Annotated in this window: 15 protein-coding genes; 10 read left to right on the top strand and 5 right to left on the bottom strand. The window is 56.9% G+C overall.

Features of this window, described 5'->3' with window-relative positions; genetic code table 11:
- Positions 1-40 precede the first annotated feature (40 nt).
- From uvrD to corA, 3 genes are all read left to right on the top strand, one after another.
- Positions 41-2,203: a DNA helicase II gene (uvrD, locus tag M8014_RS00675; protein WP_271280666.1), complete on the top strand. Its 2,163-nt coding sequence runs from the start codon at positions 41-43 to the stop codon at positions 2,201-2,203.
- On the top strand, positions 2,164-2,409 hold the full coding sequence (ysgD, locus tag M8014_RS22815; protein WP_418939586.1) for a YsgD/CorL family protein: 246 nt from the start codon (positions 2,164-2,166) through the stop codon (positions 2,407-2,409). Before uvrD ends, ysgD begins: the two co-directional genes overlap by 40 nt.
- A 149-nt stretch (positions 2,410-2,558) precedes the next feature.
- The gene (corA, locus tag M8014_RS00670) at positions 2,559-3,509 is read left to right on the top strand and encodes a magnesium/cobalt transporter CorA (RefSeq protein ID WP_271280665.1); all 951 of its coding nucleotides are present in this window, start codon (positions 2,559-2,561) and stop codon (positions 3,507-3,509) included.
- A 37-nt stretch (positions 3,510-3,546) separates the two neighbouring features.
- On the opposite strand, the gene rarD is transcribed toward corA, so the two are convergent.
- Positions 3,547-4,443 carry an EamA family transporter RarD gene (rarD, locus tag M8014_RS00665; protein WP_271280664.1) on the bottom strand — a complete coding sequence of 299 codons (897 nt, stop codon included), beginning with the start codon at positions 4,441-4,443 and terminating at the stop codon, positions 3,547-3,549.
- A gap of 51 nt (positions 4,444-4,494) precedes the next feature.
- Entirely contained in the window at positions 4,495-4,962 is a 468-nt protein-coding gene (gene yigI, locus M8014_RS00660; RefSeq protein WP_271280663.1) for an acyl-CoA thioesterase YigI, read from the bottom strand.
- 158 nt (positions 4,963-5,120) lie between these two features.
- Between yigI and pldA the strand changes: the two genes are divergently transcribed.
- The 3 genes from pldA to rhtC all read left to right on the top strand — a co-directional run bounded on the left by pldA (position 5,121) and on the right by rhtC (position 8,593).
- Complete coding sequence (gene pldA / locus M8014_RS00655; RefSeq protein WP_271280662.1) at positions 5,121-5,990, top strand: phospholipase A; 870 nt, start codon at positions 5,121-5,123, stop codon at positions 5,988-5,990.
- 91 nt (positions 5,991-6,081) lie between these two features.
- Positions 6,082-7,911: an ATP-dependent DNA helicase RecQ gene (gene recQ, locus M8014_RS00650; protein ID WP_271280661.1), complete on the top strand. Its 1,830-nt coding sequence runs from the start codon at positions 6,082-6,084 to the stop codon at positions 7,909-7,911.
- 61 nt (positions 7,912-7,972) lie between these two features.
- Positions 7,973-8,593: a threonine export protein RhtC gene (gene rhtC / locus M8014_RS00645; protein WP_271280660.1), complete on the top strand. Its 621-nt coding sequence runs from the start codon at positions 7,973-7,975 to the stop codon at positions 8,591-8,593.
- Here rhtC and rhtB read toward each other — a convergent pair.
- Complete coding sequence (gene rhtB / locus M8014_RS00640) at positions 8,590-9,210, bottom strand: homoserine/homoserine lactone efflux protein (protein WP_271280659.1); 621 nt, start codon at positions 9,208-9,210, stop codon at positions 8,590-8,592. The genes rhtC and rhtB overlap by 4 nt on opposite strands.
- A gap of 109 nt (positions 9,211-9,319) precedes the next feature.
- On the opposite strand from rhtB, the gene pldB reads away from it, so the two are divergent.
- The 3 genes from pldB to M8014_RS00625 all read left to right on the top strand — a co-directional run bounded on the left by pldB (position 9,320) and on the right by M8014_RS00625 (position 12,120).
- Entirely contained in the window at positions 9,320-10,312 is a 993-nt protein-coding gene (pldB, locus tag M8014_RS00635; protein WP_271280658.1) for a lysophospholipase L2, read from the top strand.
- A 25-nt stretch (positions 10,313-10,337) separates the two neighbouring features.
- Positions 10,338-11,138: a sugar/pyridoxal phosphate phosphatase YigL gene (gene yigL, locus M8014_RS00630; protein ID WP_271280657.1), complete on the top strand. Its 801-nt coding sequence runs from the start codon at positions 10,338-10,340 to the stop codon at positions 11,136-11,138.
- A gap of 82 nt (positions 11,139-11,220) precedes the next feature.
- Positions 11,221-12,120 carry a carboxylate/amino acid/amine transporter gene (locus M8014_RS00625; RefSeq protein WP_271280656.1) on the top strand — a complete coding sequence of 300 codons (900 nt, stop codon included), beginning with the start codon at positions 11,221-11,223 and terminating at the stop codon, positions 12,118-12,120.
- Here M8014_RS00625 and metR read toward each other — a convergent pair.
- Entirely contained in the window at positions 12,008-12,961 is a 954-nt protein-coding gene (gene metR / locus M8014_RS00620; RefSeq protein ID WP_271280655.1) for an HTH-type transcriptional regulator MetR, read from the bottom strand. The two genes, M8014_RS00625 and metR, sit on opposite strands and share 113 nt — an antisense overlap.
- Positions 12,962-13,079: 118 nt before the next feature.
- Here metR and metE point away from each other — a divergent pair, with 118 nt between their 5' ends.
- Positions 13,080-15,341, top strand: coding sequence for a 5-methyltetrahydropteroyltriglutamate--homocysteine S-methyltransferase (gene metE, locus M8014_RS00615; protein ID WP_271280654.1), 2,262 nt, complete (start codon positions 13,080-13,082; stop codon positions 15,339-15,341).
- Between the two features lie 59 nt (positions 15,342-15,400).
- On the opposite strand, the gene M8014_RS00610 is transcribed toward metE, so the two are convergent.
- Entirely contained in the window at positions 15,401-15,754 is a 354-nt protein-coding gene (locus M8014_RS00610) for a Shiga toxin A subunit (RefSeq protein WP_271280653.1), read from the bottom strand.
- Between the last annotated feature and the right edge of the window lie 33 nt (positions 15,755-15,787).

Below are 15,787 nucleotides of genomic sequence, written 5' to 3'. Positions count from 1 at the left end.
CTGCAAACCGCAACCGGGCAGATGACTTCTGGCGGTGCCAATGGACGTTTCTTACCTGCTCGACAGCCTTAATGACAAACAGCGTGACGCGGTTGCCGCAACGCGAACCAATATGCTGGTGCTGGCAGGGGCAGGCAGTGGTAAGACGCGCGTGCTGGTGCACCGTATCGCGTGGCTGCAGAGCGTGGAAAACTGCTCGCCGTACTCCATTATGGCGGTCACGTTCACTAACAAAGCGGCGGCAGAGATGCGCCACCGTATCGCCCAACTGATGGGTAGCAGCCAGGGCGGCATGTGGGTGGGTACCTTCCACGGGCTGGCGCACCGCCTGCTGCGTGCGCACCATATGGATGCTAACCTGCCGCAGGACTTCCAGATCCTCGACAGCGAAGATCAGCTCCGCCTGCTGAAGCGGCTGATCAAGGCCATGAACCTCGATGAGAAGCAGTGGCCGCCGCGCCAGGCGATGTGGTACATCAACGGCCAGAAAGACGAAGGGCTGCGCCCGCATCATATCCAGAGCTTTGGCAACCCGATAGAGCAGACCTGGCAGAAGGTCTATCAGGCCTATCAGGAAGCCTGCGATCGCGCCGGGCTGGTGGATTTTGCCGAACTGCTGCTGCGCGCCCACGAGCTGTGGCTCAACAAGCCGCACATTCTGCAGCACTACCGCGAACGTTTTACCAATATCCTGGTGGACGAATTCCAGGATACCAACAACATTCAGTACGCGTGGATCCGCCTGCTGGCGGGGGATTCCAGCAAGGTGATGATCGTCGGCGACGACGATCAGTCCATCTACGGCTGGCGCGGGGCGCAGGTCGAGAACATCCAGCGCTTCCTGAATGATTTCCCTGGCGCCGAGACCATCCGCCTGGAGCAAAACTACCGCTCTACCAACAACATCCTCAGCGCGGCGAACGCCCTGATCGAAAACAACAGCGGTCGTCTGGGTAAAAAGCTGTGGACCGACGGCGTCGACGGGGAACCGATCTCCCTGTACTGCGCGTTCAACGAGCTGGATGAAGCCCGCTTTGTGGTGAACCGCATCAAGACCTGGCAGGACAACGGCGGCGCGCTTGAGCAGTGCGCCATCCTGTACCGCAGTAACGCCCAGTCGCGCGTGCTGGAAGAGGCGCTGCTGCAGGTGAGCATGCCGTACCGCATTTATGGCGGTATGCGCTTCTTCGAGCGCCAGGAGATCAAAGACGCGCTGTCGTATCTGCGCCTGATTGCCAACCGTAACGATGACGCCGCGTTTGAGCGCGTGGTGAACACCCCGACCCGCGGTATTGGCGATCGTACCCTTGACGTGGTACGCCAGACTTCCCGCGACAGGCAGCTGACGCTGTGGCAGGCCTGCCGCGAGCTGCTGCAGGAGAAAGCCCTTGCCGGGCGTGCAGCCAGCGCGCTGCAGCGTTTCCTGGAGCTGATTGAAGCCCTGGCGCAGGAGACGGCCGATATGCCGCTGCACGTTCAGACCGACCGGGTGATTAAAGACTCCGGCCTGCGCCTGATGTACGAGCAGGAGAAGGGCGAAAAAGGCCAGACCCGTATCGAGAACTTAGAGGAGCTGGTGACGGCAACACGTCAGTTCAGCTACAACGATGAAGAAGAAGACCTGATGCCGCTACAGGCATTCCTGTCCCATGCCGCGCTGGAAGCGGGCGAAGGGCAGGCCGACACCTGGCAGGACGCGGTCCAGTTGATGACCCTGCACTCGGCCAAAGGGCTGGAGTTCCCGCAGGTGTTTATCGTCGGGATGGAAGAGGGGATGTTCCCGAGCCAGATGTCGCTGGATGAAGGCGGTCGTCTGGAAGAGGAGCGTCGGCTGGCCTACGTGGGCGTGACCCGCGCCATGCAAAAGTTGACCCTCACCTACGCCGAAACCCGCCGTCTGTACGGCAAAGAGGTTTACCATCGTCCGTCGCGTTTTGTCGGTGAACTGCCGGAAGCCTGTGTGGAAGAGGTGCGCCTGCGGGCCAGCATTAGCCGTCCGGTTAGCCATCAGCGCCTCGGTGCGCCAATCTCAGAAAACGACACCGGTTATAAGCTCGGCCAGCGCGTTCGTCATGCCAAATTTGGTGAAGGTACCATCGTGAATCTGGAAGGCAGCGGTGAGCACAGCCGCCTGCAGGTGGCGTTCCAGGGGCAGGGGATCAAATGGCTGGTAGCGGCTTATGCGCGACTGGAAAACGTTTAACATTCAGAAAAATATCACTATTTTGTAATAATCTGCCAGGCTTATACGTTGAAGGGGATTTAATGCTCTTCAGCGTTCCCTTGCGTGTTGACGCCGCCGTGACTGCTGGCGTAACATGCGCGCACGATTACGCTAAGAGGACATTCGCCTTGGACACACCCAGTACATACTGGCTCAATTCCCTGTCATCCAGGAACAACTCCTAAGGCTATCTCCTCTTGCTGATGGCCTTAGTGGTTGTCAGCGATCTGTTTTTCCCGTCGCTCTGAGTCAGGCTGTTTAATGGTCTGAAACCCAATTTGTTTCTGTGTGCCCACCGAACTGTCCGATATTTTTTGCATTGGGAGTCCCGGTCATGCTGAGCGCATTTCAACTGGAAAAAAACCGACTGATTCGGCTTGAAGCTGAAGAGTCACAGCCCCTCATTGATGCCGTATGGGTGGATCTGGTCGAACCGGACGACGACGAACGCCTGCGCGTACAATCTGAGCTCGGACAAAGCCTGGCAACCCGCCCGGAACTGGAAGACATCGAAGCATCCGCCCGTTTCTTCGAAGACGAAGACGGTCTGCACATTCACTCCTTTTTCTTCTTCGAAGATGCGGAAGATCACGCCGGTAACTCCACCGTCGCCTTCACCATTCGCGATGGTCGCCTGTTTACCCTGCGCGAGCGCGAGCTGCCTGCATTCCGCCTTTACCGTATGCGCGCCCGTAGCCAGGCGATGGTCGACGGCAATGCGTATGAACTGCTGCTCGACCTGTTTGAAACCAAAATCGAACAGCTGGCGGATGAGATTGAAAATATCTACAGCGATCTGGAAAAGCTGAGCCGGGTGATCATGGAAGGGCATCAGGGCGATGAGTATGACGAAGCGCTCTCGACGCTGGCGGAACTGGAAGATATCGGCTGGAAAGTGCGCCTGTGTCTGATGGATACCCAGCGCGCGCTGAATTTCCTGGTGCGCAAGGCGCGACTGCCGGGTGGTCAGCTGGAGCAGGCGCGTGAGATCCTGCGCGATATCGAATCCCTGCTGCCGCACAACGAATCCCTGTTCCAGAAGGTGAACTTCCTGATGCAGGCGGCGATGGGCTTTATCAACATCGAGCAGAACCGCATTATCAAGATCTTCTCGGTGGTTTCAGTTGTGTTCCTGCCGCCAACGCTGGTGGCCTCGAGCTACGGGATGAACTTTGAGTTTATGCCGGAGCTGAGATGGAGCTTTGGCTACCCGGGCGCGATTGTGTTTATGGTCCTCGCGGGGTTGGCCCCGTATCTGTACTTCAAGCGCCGCAACTGGCTTTGATCGTAATACCGGATGGCGAAGACGCCATCCGGTATTATCACAACCCTTTCCGCACCCTGCGTTGGGTATAAATCGCATCCGCAACAAATACCGCCAGTGCCACCCAGATAAAGCCAAACGTCACCATCTTATCCGCACCCGGCACTTCGCCGTAGAACATCACTGCCAGCAGGAACATCAACGTCGGGCCGATGTACTGGAAGAAGCCCAGCGTCGAGAGGCGCAGGCGCGTCGCCGCACCGGTAAAGCACAGCAAAGGGATGGTGGTGACGATACCTGCCGCCATCAGCATGACGTTCAGGGTCCACGGGTTACTGCCCATATGGCTGGTGCTACTGTCGGCAATTCCGAACAGGTAAATGGCCGCCAGCGGCAGTAGCCACAGGGTTTCAAACAGCATTCCGGTTTGCGCTTCCACGGCGATTTTCTTGCGTACCAGGCCATAGAAGGCAAAGCTGAATGCCAGCCCCAGGGCGATGACCGGCAGCGAGCCAAAGGTCCAGAGCTGAATCAGCACGCCGCAGAGGGCAAGCAGCACCGCCACCCACTGCATCCGGCGGAAGCGCTCCCCGAGGAACAACATCCCCAGCACAATATTCACCAGCGGGTTAATGAAGTAGCCGAGGCTCGCTTCGAGCATGTGATGGTTGTTCACCGACCAGATAAACAACAGCCAGTTGCCGCCAATCAGGACGGCTGAAAGGGCCAGCAGGAAGATTTTCTTCGGCGTTTGTAGCAGCTTTTTCACGCCTGACCACTGACGGCTGACGCTCATCAGCGCCACCATAAAGAAAAACGACCAGATCACGCGGTGGGTAAGAATTTCATCGGCGGGAACATAGTGAATCAGCTTGAAGTACGCCGGTGCGATACCCCAAATAAAATAAGCGGCGAGGGCGAGTAAAACGCCCTGCCGCGTCTGTTTAGCATCCATCAGGAAAATCCGTTACAAAAAAGTAACGCAATTTTACCCGATTTTACCGTCTCAACCCACCATATAAGTGGCGGTTGCGCTGGCGATGTAAACCTGCTCTTCGTTATGCAACTCCACGCGCGCCACCGCCACTTTGTTACCGGCGCGCAGCAGGCTGCTGCTGGCAGTGAAGCGATTGCCGCGGCCGGGGCGCAGATAATCGACGCGCAGATCGATAGTGCCCATTCGCGACAGGCGCTGGCGCAGTTCCTCTTCGTTAATGGTGTCGTGGCGGGTCAGGGTGCTCCCCACGCAGACCAGCCCGGCGGCCACGTCCAGCGCGGAGGCGATCACCCCGCCATGAAGAATGCTTTGCGCCCAATTGCCGACCATCATCGGCTGGTTGTTAAAGCTGAGCTGAGCAAAATCTTTCTCGTAGCGTTCCAGCTCCAGGCCCAGCGCACGGTTGAACGGCATGTGGTAGACGAAGATCTCGCCGACAAGCTTAAGCACTTGTTCGGCAGTAAGCGTGGCTGACATGGCACGTCACATCCTTTTTGTTAAGAGGATGTTGATTTTATTCCTCATTAATGTGAATTTCCACATTAGGAGCAGAGGTAAAGCCGCTAATCGTCAAATATGTTAAATTGATTCAAAATAATTCTTCATTAAAACGACTTTGCAGGAGAGCACCACCGATGCGGACGTATCTGGCCTGGTTCCTGGCAGCGGCTGCGCTGCCTTCTGTCACCTTTGCGCAGGACGCGAAAAATGTGGAGGTCAGTGATACCCCAGCAGTGCGCGGGAGCATTATCGCCAACCTGCTGGAGGAGCATGACAACCCGTTCACGCTCTATCCCTATGACAGCAATTATCTGATCTACACCGCTACCAGCGATCTCAATAAAGAAGCGATAAGCACCTATGACTGGGTCGACAATGCGCGTAAAGATGAGGTGAAATTCCAGCTGAGCCTCGCGTTCCCGCTGTGGCGCGGGATCCTCGGGCCCAACTCGCTGCTGGGTGGCTCCTACACGCAACGCTCCTGGTGGCAATTGTCCAACAGCGATGAGTCTTCGCCGTTCCGTGAAACCAACTATGAACCGCAGCTGTTCCTCGGGTTCGCCACCGATTACTCGCTGGGCGGCTGGACGCTACGCGACGTGGAGTTTGGCTACAACCACCAATCCAACGGCCGCTCCGATCCCACTTCGCGCAGCTGGAACCGCCTCTATACCCGCCTGATGGCGCAAAACAATAACTGGCTGGTCGAAGTCAAACCCTGGTATGTGATTGGCAATACCGACGATAACCCGGATATCACCAAATACATGGGTTACTACCAGCTGCGGGTCGGCTATCAGCTGGGCGAAGCGGTGCTCAGCGTGAAGGGACAGTACAACTGGAACAGCGGCTACGGCGGGGCAGAAGTGGGGGTGAGCTACCCGCTAACCCGACACGTTCGCCTGTATACGCAGGTCTACAGCGGCTATGGCGAGTCGCTGATCGATTACAATTTCAATCAGACGCGCGTCGGCGTGGGCGTGATGCTGAACGATCTTTTCTAGCCTCCTCGAATGTTTTTGTCTTAAACGTTGAAGTTTCTCTCGCAGGCGCTGAAAATAGCGCCTGTTTTTATTTCAGGCAAATGGGGTTGATGTGGTGCAGGCGGAAGTTGTGAATCAGGAGTTGCTGGCTAAACAGGTTTTACATGAAACCTTTGGCTACCAGCAGTTTCGCCCGGGCCAGGAAACCATCATTAATGCTGCCCTGACCGGTCGCGATTGTCTGGTGGTCATGCCCACCGGCGGTGGCAAATCCTTATGCTATCAGGTGCCTGCGCTGGTACTGAATGGCCTGACCATCGTGGTATCGCCCCTGATCTCGCTGATGAAAGATCAGGTGGACCAGCTGCTGGCCAACGGCGTGTCGGCGGCCTGTCTGAACTCGACGCAAACCCGAGAGCAGCAGCAGGAGGTGATGGCCGGTTGCCGTAGCGGGCAGATCCGCCTGCTGTATATCGCGCCGGAACGTCTGATGCTGGATAACTTTCTTGAGCATCTGACGCACTGGAATCCGTTGCTGGTGGCGGTGGACGAAGCCCACTGTATTTCCCAGTGGGGACATGATTTCCGCCCGGAATATGCCGCCCTCGGCCAGCTGCGTCAGCGCTTCCCGGCCGTGCCGTTTATGGCGCTCACCGCCACCGCCGATGACACCACCCGTCTTGATATCGCGCGCCTGCTGGGGCTCGACGATCCGCTGATTCAGGTCAGCAGCTTCGATCGCCCGAACATTCGCTACATGCTGATGGAAAAGTTTAAGCCGCTGGATCAGCTCCTGCGCTACGTGCAGGAGCAGCGCGGCAAGTCGGGCATTATCTACTGTAACAGCCGGGCAAAAGTGGAAGACACCGCCGCCCGTCTGCAGAGTCGGGGTTTTAGCGCGGCGGCTTACCATGCCGGGCTGGAAAACCACATCCGTGCCGAGGTGCAGGAGAAGTTCCAGCGCGACGATCTGCAAATTGTGGTGGCGACCGTCGCCTTTGGTATGGGCATTAACAAACCGAACGTGCGCTTTGTGGTGCATTTCGACATTCCGCGCAATATCGAATCCTACTATCAGGAGACGGGCCGCGCCGGGCGTGATGGCCTGCCGGCCGAGGCGATGCTGTTTTACGATCCGGCCGATATGGCCTGGCTGCGCCGCTGCCTGGAAGAGAAGCCCGCCGGGGCGCTGCTGGATATTGAGCGTCATAAGCTCAATGCGATGGGCGCTTTTGCCGAGGCGCAAACCTGCCGCCGTCTGGTGCTGCTGAACTACTTTGGTGAAGGTCGTCAGGCGTCGTGCGGCAACTGCGATATCTGCCTCGACCCGCCCAAGCAGTACGATGGGCTGATGGACGCGCGTAAAGCGTTATCCACCATCGGACGCGTTAATCAGCGCTTTGGGATGGGTTACGTGGTGGAAGTGCTGCGCGGGGCGAATAACCAGCGTATCCGCGAGATGGGCCACGATAAGCTGCCGGTGTACGGTATTGGCAAAGAGAACAGCCACGAGCACTGGGTCAGCATTATCCGTCAGCTTATTCATCTGGGATTGGCTACGCAAAATATTGCCCAGCATTCCGCACTGCAGCTGACGGAAGCCGCCCGCCCGGTGCTGCGCGGCGTGGTAGAGCTGCAGCTTGCCGTACCGCGCGTGGTGGCCCTTAAGCCGCGCGTGATGCAGAAATCCTACGGCGGTAATTACGACCGCAAGCTGTTCGCCAAGCTGCGTAAGCTGCGCAAAGCCATTGCTGACGAAGAGAATATCCCGCCGTATGTGGTGTTCAACGACGCCACGCTGATTGAGATGGCCGAGCAGATGCCGCTCAGCGCCAGCGAAATGCTCAGCGTTAACGGTGTTGGTACCCGCAAGCTGGAGCGTTTTGGCAAAGAGTTTATGGCCCTTATTCGTTCCCATGCTGACGGTGATGATGAGGAGTAGTCAGCCGGGCGAAAAAGTGCCAGGATGATGACTCACTGAACTATTCCCCCGCGAGTTAATTATGTTAACCCTGTTTCTGACTGTGGCGCTGGTGCACATTGTGGCGCTGATGAGCCCTGGCCCCGACTTTTTCTTTGTCTCGCAAACGGCGGTAAGCCGTTCCCGTAAAGAGGCGATGATGGGCGTGCTGGGCATTACCCTCGGCGTCATGGTTTGGGCGGCGGTTGCGCTGCTTGGCCTGAACCTGATCCTCGAGAAAATGGCATGGCTGCATACCATCATTATGGTCGGCGGCGGTCTGTATCTGTGCTGGATGGGTTACCAGATGCTGCGCGGCGCGCTGAAGAAAGAGGACAGCACGGCAGCGGAACCGAAGGTGGAACTCGCGTCGGGCGGGCGGAGCTTTGTGAAAGGGCTGCTGACTAACCTCGCGAACCCAAAAGCGATTATCTATTTCGGATCGGTCTTTTCCCTGTTCGTCGGCGACAGTGTGGGCGTCGGCGCGCGCTGGGGGATTTTCCTGCTGATCGTGCTGGAAACCTTCGCCTGGTTTACCGTGGTGGCCAGCCTGTTTGCGTTACCGTCGATGCGTCGCGGTTATCAACGACTGGCGAAGTGGATTGACGGCGTTGCCGGTGCGTTATTCACCGGCTTCGGTATTCATCTCATTCTGTCGCGCTAAGCATGCCGGGCTGAGGCCAACAGCGCCCCCACCAGCATAAACAGCGACCCGAACACTTTATTCAGGGCCTTCATCTGACGAGGCCCTTTAATCCATGTCGCAATCCGCGTTGCCAGCGTGGCATAGCCAATCATCACGATAATATCGACCACAATCGTCGTCACGCCGAGTACCGCGTACTGCGCGAGCTGGGGCTGATGCGGCACGATAAACTGCGGGAACAGGGCAGCAAGGAAGACGATGCTCTTCGGGTTGGTCAGGTTGACAAACACCGCGCGTTTAAACAGTCGACCCCGGCTTTGCGTCTGGGCCATCGTGTTCAGATCGATAGCGCCAGCGGCGCGCCACTGTTGAATTCCCAGCCAGATAAGATACGCCGCGCCCGCCCATTTCAGCACTTCAAAGGCCAGTACCGAACGGGAGAACAGCGTGCCCAGCCCTACGCCCACCAGCACAATATGAATGGCCAGCCCGGTCTGCAATCCAGCAATCGATGCCGCCGCGCCGCGATAGCCGTGATTCATCGCTGTGGTCATGGTGTTGATTGCCCCGGAGCCCGGGGAAAGGCTAAGGATGATGGATGTCAGCAGGTAAGCGAACCACCACTCTAAGGTCATTTGAAACTCCCGAATCGTCTATTTTTATGCCACAATACGCTAATGTTGAGTCATTTTGTGACCCGTCACGAAAAAACGATATTCCTTGGCTTACAGGTGCACAAATCCAATGTTTCAGCAGAAAACGGACTGGGAAACACGAGAAAAGGCATTTGCTGCTTTCTCCATGGGGCCACTGACCGATTTCTGGCGCCAGCGCGAAGAGGGCGGGTTCACGGGCGTTGATGATGTGCCGGTACGCTTTGTGCGTTTTCGGGCAGAAAGCCATGATTCGGTGATTGTTGTCTGCCCTGGGCGTATCGAAAGCTACGTGAAGTACGCCGAGCTGGCCTACGACCTTTTCCACCTCGGTTTTGACGTGCTGATTATCGATCACCGTGGTCAGGGGCGTTCCGGGCGCATGTTGTCCGATACGCACCGGGGCCATGTGAGTAAATTCAGCGATTACGTCGATGATTTTGCCGCCTTCTGGCAGCAGGAAGTGCAGCCTGGGCCGTGGCGAAAACGGTTTATTCTGGCGCACTCGATGGGGGGCGCGATTGCCACGCTGTTTTTGCAGCGTCATCCCCATCAGTGTGATGCCATTGCGCTGAGCGCCCCGATGTTTGGCATCGTAATGCGCCTGCCGGAGTGGATGGTACGCCATATTCTCGACTGGGCTGAGGGCCATCAGCGCGTTCGCGAAGGCTACGCCATTGGCACCGGACGCTGGCGTGCACTGCCGTTTGCCCTTAACGTGTTAACCCACAGTCGGCAGCGTTATCGTCGAAACCTGCGCTTTTACGCGGATGAACCCCGCTTACGCGTCGGCGGTCCAACTTACCACTGGGTGCGTGAAGGCATTCTGGCGGGGGAAGAGGCGCTGGCTGGCGCCGGTCAGGATGACACCCCGATGCTCTTGCTTCAGGCAGAAGAGGAGCAGGTAGTGGATAACCGCATGCACGAACGCTTTTGTGAACAGCGAGCCGCAGTCGGATACCCTTGTGACGGGGGTAAACCACTGGTCATAAACGGCGCGTACCATGAGATCCTTTTCGAAAAGGACGCCATGCGCTCAGTCGCACTCCACGCCATCGTCGATTTTTTCGACAGGCATAACTGATATTCACCAGAGGTTAAATTTTCCTATGTACCAGGTTGTCGCGTCTGACTTAGATGGCACGCTGCTCTCTCCCGACCACACCTTATCGCCTTACGCGAAAGAAACCTTAAAACTCCTGACTGCCCGCGGCGTGAATTTTGTTTTCGCGACGGGCCGCCATCACGTCGATGTGGGGCAGATCCGCGATAATCTGGAGATCAAATCCTACATGATCACCTCCAACGGTGCCCGCGTGCACGATCTTGACGGTAATCTGATCTTCACCCATAACCTCGATCGCGATATCGCCGCCGACCTGTTCGGCGTGGTGCACAACAATCCCGATATCATCACCAACGTTTATCGTGATGATGAATGGTTTATGAACCGCCACCGCCCGGACGAGATGCGTTTCTTCAAAGAAGCGGTCTTTAACTACGCCCTCTATGAGCCGGGCCTGCTGGAGCCAGAAGGTATCAGCAAAGTGTTCTTCACCACCGACACCCACGAAGCGCTGCTGCCGCTGGAGCAGGCGATCAATGCCCGCTGGGGCGATCGGGTTAACGTCAGCTTCTCCACGCTGACCTGTCTGGAAGTGATGGCGGGCGGGGTTTCCAAAGGCCATGCGCTGGAAGCGGTCGCCAAACGCCTGGGCTTTAGCCTGCAGGATTGCATCGCGTTTGGTGACGGCATGAACGACGCCGAGATGCTGTCGATGGCGGGTAAAGGCTGCATCATGGAAAACGCGCACCAGCGCCTGAAAGATCTGCACCCGGAGCTGGAAGTGATTGGCACCAATGGCGACAACGCCGTACCGAGTTACCTGCGTAAGCTGTTCCTTGAATAATCTTCATTTGGTTATTTAGTGTTCAGTTGTCAACTGAAGAGTTCGCTACAATGCCTGTCCTTCTTCCTGAGAGACAAGCATTGTGGCGCTACTCATTATCACCACTATTCTGTGGGCCTTCTCGTTCAGTCTGATCGGTGAATACCTTGCCGGGCACGTGGACAGCTACTTTTCGGTGCTGATGCGTGTCGGATTGGCGGCCCTGGTGTTTCTGCCGTTTCTGCGCCTGCGCGGGCAAACGCTGAAAACCATTTCGCTGTACATGCTGGTGGGCGCTATGCAGCTCGGCATCATGTATCTGTTCAGCTTCCGCGCTTACGTCTACCTGTCGGTATCGGAATTCCTGCTGTTTACCGTGCTGACGCCGCTGTATATCACTCTGATCTACGATCTGATGAGTAAACGCCGTCTGCGCTGGGGCTACCTGCTGAGTGCGGCGCTGGCGGTGGCAGGTGCGGCCATCATTCGTTATGACAAAGTGAGCGATCATTTCTGGACCGGACTGATGTTCGTCCAGCTCGCCAACATCAGCTTTGCCATCGGCATGGTGGGCTATAAGCGGTTGATGGAGATCCATCCGATGCCGCAGCACAACGCCTTTGCCTGGTTCTATATGGGAGCGCTTATTGTCGCGGTCGTGGCGTGGTTTATGCTGGGCAATCCGCAAAAACTGCCGACCACCACGGTACAGTGGAGCGTGCTGATCTGGCTGGGTGTGGTCGCTTCCGGGCTGGGATACTTTATGTGGAACTACGGCGCCACGCAGGTGGACGCCGGTACGCTTGGGATCATGAATAACGTTCACGTCCCGGCTGGCCTGCTGGTGAACCTGGCGATCTGGCAGGAACAACCCCACTGGCCGAGCTTTATTATTGGGGGGACGGTGATCCTGGCTTCACTGTGGGTGCATCGCCGTTGGGTCGCTCCGCGCTCCGCACAAACGGCAGATGGTCGCAAGCGTGATTCCGCGCTGAGCGAATAAAGGCCTCGGTAACCGGTTGGCGCTGCTCGCCATCGCGCACGGCGGAGTACAACCGGCTCCACAATCCCTCGCCCAGGGTTTTGGTCACCACCAGACCCTGGCGTTCAAAGCTCTCAACCACCCAGTGGGGCAGCGCCGCAATCCCCATTCTCGCCGCCACCATCTGCACCAGCAGCAGGGTGTTATCCACGCTTTTCAGCTGTGGGTTGATGCCTGCCGGCTGTAAAAAGTGACGCCAGATATCGAGGCGACTGCGCTGAACCGGGTAGATCAGTAGCGTTTCGGTAGCCAGATCTTCCGGCGTCACGCGCGTTTTTGCCGCCAGCGGATGGTCCGGAGCCAACACCAGCCGCACTTCATAATCAAACATCGGCGAATAGTGCAGACCGCTGCGCGGCAGAATATCTGAGGTCATCACCAGGTCCAGCTCGCCCTGCGTCAGGGAGGGCTGCGGATCGAAGGTCACGCCCGATTTAAAGTCCATCTCCACTTGCGGCCAGTTCTGGCGGAAATTCTCAAGCGCCGGGGTCAGCCACTGAATACAGCTGTGACACTCAATGGCGATGCGTAGCCGCGTTTGCTGTGGTTCGTTGCACGCCTGCAGCGCGCTGGCGATCTGCGGCAGCACCTGATTCGCCAGCTGGAGCAACACTTCGCCCTGCGGCGTAAAGCGCAGCGGCTGGCTTTTGCGCACAAACAGACGGAAGCCAAGGCGTTGTTCCAGATCGCTGAACTGGTGAGAAAGGGCGGACTGGGTCTGGTGCAGCGTAGCTGCCGCCGCTGCGAGTGAACCGCAGTTCCGTAACGCCTGGAGCGTTTTCAGGTGTTTTATCTCGATCATGAAAGTCCTTCACTTCGCCATGAACAATTTGCGCTTGAGGAATATACAGTAACTGCCAATTATAGATGTGTAAACATCTGGATGGCTAAATCCTAAAAATTCCACAAGGGGCAACACGATGACAATTATTAATCACACTCTTGGTTTTCCTCGCGTTGGTCTGCGTCGCGAACTGAAAAAAGCACAAGAAAGCTATTGGGCTGGCAATGCCAGCCGTGAAGAACTGCTGGCGGTAGGCCGCGAGTTGCGCGCCCGTCACTGGGATCAGCAGAAGCAGGCTGGCGTGGATCTGCTGCCGGTGGGTGATTTCGCCTGGTACGACCATGTTCTGACCACCAGCCTGCTGCTGGGCAACGTGCCGGCTCGTCATCAGAACAGCGACGGATCGGTGGATATCGACACCCTGTTCCGCCTTGGCCGCGGTCGTGCGCCGAGCGGTGAGCCCGCTGCCGCCGCTGAAATGACCAAGTGGTTTAACACCAACTACCACTACATGGTGCCGGAGTTTGTTAAAGGCCAGCAGTTCAAACTGACCTGGACCCAGCTGCTGGATGAAGTGGACGAAGCGCTGGCGCTGGGCCACAAGATTAAGCCTGTGCTGCTGGGTCCGGTAACTTACCTGTGGCTGGGCAAAGTGAAGGGTGAGCAGTTTGACCGTCTGAGCCTGCTGAACGATATCCTGCCGGTCTACCAGCAGGTGCTGGGTGAGCTGGCGAAACGCGGCGTTGAGTGGGTGCAAATCGACGAACCTGCGCTGGTGCTGGAGCTGCCGCAAGCGTGGCTGGACGCGTTCCAACCAGCGTATGACGCGCTGACCGGTCAGGTGAAGCTGCTGCTGACCACCTATTTCGAAGGCGTAACGCCGAATCTTGATACCATTACCGCACTGCCGGTGCAGGGTCTGCACGTGGACCTCGTTCACGGCAAAGATGATGTGGCTGAACTGCATAACCGTCTGCCAGCCGACTGGCTGCTCTCTGCCGGCCTGGTGAACGGGCGTAACGTCTGGCGTGCGGATCTGACCGAGAAATACGCCCAGATTAAAGACATCGTCGCTCTTCGTGATCTGTGGGTGGCTTCTTCCTGCTCCCTGCTGCACAGCCCGATCGACCTGAGTGTCGAAACCCGTCTGGATGCAGAAGTGAAGAGCTGGTTTGCCTTCGCCCTGCAAAAATGTGAAGAGCTGGCTCTGCTGCGCGATGCCCTGAACAGCGGCGACACGGCGGCGATAACCGAATGGAGCGTCCCGATTCAGGCCCGTCGTCACTCCACGCGCGTTCACAATGCGGCAGTCGAACAACGTCTGGCGGCCATCACCGCCCAGGATAGCCAGCGTGAAAACGCCTACGAAGTACGTGCACAAGCCCAGCGTGCGCGCTTCAACCTGCCAGCGTGGCCAACCACCACTATCGGTTCTTTCCCGCAGACCACCGAGATCCGCGGCCTGCGTCTGGACTTCAAAAAGGGTAACCTCGATGCGCGCAACTACCGCACCGGCATTGCCGAACATATCAAGCAGGCGATTGCTGAGCAGGAGCGCTTAGGTCTGGACGTGCTGGTACACGGTGAAGCCGAGCGTAACGACATGGTGGAATACTTTGGTGAACACCTGGACGGCTTCGTCTTCACTCAGAACGGTTGGGTGCAAAGCTACGGCTCCCGCTGCGTGAAGCCGCCGGTGGTTATCGGCGACGTCAGTCGTCCGGAAGCGATTACCGTGGAGTGGGCGAAGTACGCCCAGTCCCTGACCGACAAGCCGGTGAAAGGTATGCTGACCGGTCCGGTGACCATTCTCTGCTGGTCCTTCCCGCGTGAAGATGTCACCCGCGAAACCATTGCGAAGCAGATTGCCCTTGCGTTGCGTGATGAAGTGGCCGATCTGGAAGCCGCAGGTATCGGTATCATCCAGATTGACGAACCGGCGCTGCGCGAAGGCCTGCCGCTGCGTCGCAGCGACTGGGATGCTTATCTGGCGTGGGGCGTGGAAGCCTTCCGTATCAACGCCGCAGTGGCGAAAGATGACACCCAGATCCACACCCACATGTGTTACTGCGAATTCAACGACATCATGGATTCCATTGCGGCGCTGGATGCGGACGTCATTACCATCGAGACCTCGCGCTCGGACATGGAGCTGCTGGAGTCGTTCGAAGAGTTCGACTACCCGAACGAAATAGGGCCGGGCGTGTACGACATCCACTCCCCGAACGTCCCGAGCGTGGAATGGATTGAAGCCCTGCTGGAAAAAGCGGCGCAGCGTATCCCGGCAGAGCGTCTGTGGGTTAACCCGGACTGCGGTCTGAAAACACGCGGCTGGCCGGAAACCCTAAGCGCGCTGGCGAACATGGTAAAAGCAGCGCAGAACCTGCGTCAGGCTTAATGTGAAATTGCCGGGTGGCGCTGGTGCTTGCCCGGCCTACGATTTGCCATCATGAAAAATTAAAATTCTCTGGATAGAGTAATATAACCATTAAACCTGACAGAACATTCTTCTTTATTTATAAGGCTGGAAGCAATGAAAACGTCTTTCTTCATTTCCTTATTAATATACGTGTACTTAGCTGTTAGTGAATGAGCCGATTTTTCATAATAACTGTCAAAGTAAGCACTTTCGGATATTGTCGATTTATCCTGTGCCAATGCACTGTCATAATCAATTTTTGCTAATGATGCTGCATATATCTTTGATATTGGGGTGGTGTCGATAATTTCAATAGTCGTTTTGTTTCTAAGAATCTTCGATGTGTCTATTTTAAAGTCTCGTGAAATAGCGTTAAATAAGGTTGTTTCCATAGCGGTTCCAACAGAAGCACATCCACTGTTATG

Origin of the sequence: Silvania hatchlandensis (assembly GCF_025564065.1) — a bacterium.
Taxonomy (GTDB): Bacteria; Pseudomonadota; Gammaproteobacteria; order Enterobacterales; family Enterobacteriaceae; genus Enterobacter; species Enterobacter hatchlandensis.
Note: the sequence above shows the minus strand (reverse complement) of the source record. Positions and strands in the feature narration are given on the sequence as shown.

What these genes read in the sequence shown, in the direction of transcription:
- uvrD (WP_271280666.1), top strand. Translation starts at nt 41, where the DNA reads ATGGACGTTTCTTACCTGCTCGACAGCCTTAATGACAAACAGCGTGAC.
- ysgD (WP_418939586.1), top strand. Translation starts at nt 2,164, where the DNA reads ATGGCTGGTAGCGGCTTATGCGCGACTGGAAAACGTTTAACATTCAGA.
- corA (WP_271280665.1), top strand. Translation starts at nt 2,559, where the DNA reads ATGCTGAGCGCATTTCAACTGGAAAAAAACCGACTGATTCGGCTTGAA.
- rarD (WP_271280664.1), bottom strand. Translation starts at nt 4,443, where the DNA reads ATGGATGCTAAACAGACGCGGCAGGGCGTTTTACTCGCCCTCGCCGCT.
- yigI (WP_271280663.1), bottom strand. Translation starts at nt 4,962, where the DNA reads ATGTCAGCCACGCTTACTGCCGAACAAGTGCTTAAGCTTGTCGGCGAG.
- pldA (WP_271280662.1), top strand. Translation starts at nt 5,121, where the DNA reads ATGCGGACGTATCTGGCCTGGTTCCTGGCAGCGGCTGCGCTGCCTTCT.
- rhtC (WP_271280660.1), top strand. Translation starts at nt 7,973, where the DNA reads ATGTTAACCCTGTTTCTGACTGTGGCGCTGGTGCACATTGTGGCGCTG.
- rhtB (WP_271280659.1), bottom strand. Translation starts at nt 9,210, where the DNA reads ATGACCTTAGAGTGGTGGTTCGCTTACCTGCTGACATCCATCATCCTT.
- pldB (WP_271280658.1), top strand. Translation starts at nt 9,320, where the DNA reads ATGTTTCAGCAGAAAACGGACTGGGAAACACGAGAAAAGGCATTTGCT.
- yigL (WP_271280657.1), top strand. Translation starts at nt 10,338, where the DNA reads ATGTACCAGGTTGTCGCGTCTGACTTAGATGGCACGCTGCTCTCTCCC.
- metR (WP_271280655.1), bottom strand. Translation starts at nt 12,961, where the DNA reads ATGATCGAGATAAAACACCTGAAAACGCTCCAGGCGTTACGGAACTGC.
- metE (WP_271280654.1), top strand. Translation starts at nt 13,080, where the DNA reads ATGACAATTATTAATCACACTCTTGGTTTTCCTCGCGTTGGTCTGCGT.
- M8014_RS00610 (WP_271280653.1), bottom strand. Translation starts at nt 15,754, where the DNA reads ATGGAAACAACCTTATTTAACGCTATTTCACGAGACTTTAAAATAGAC.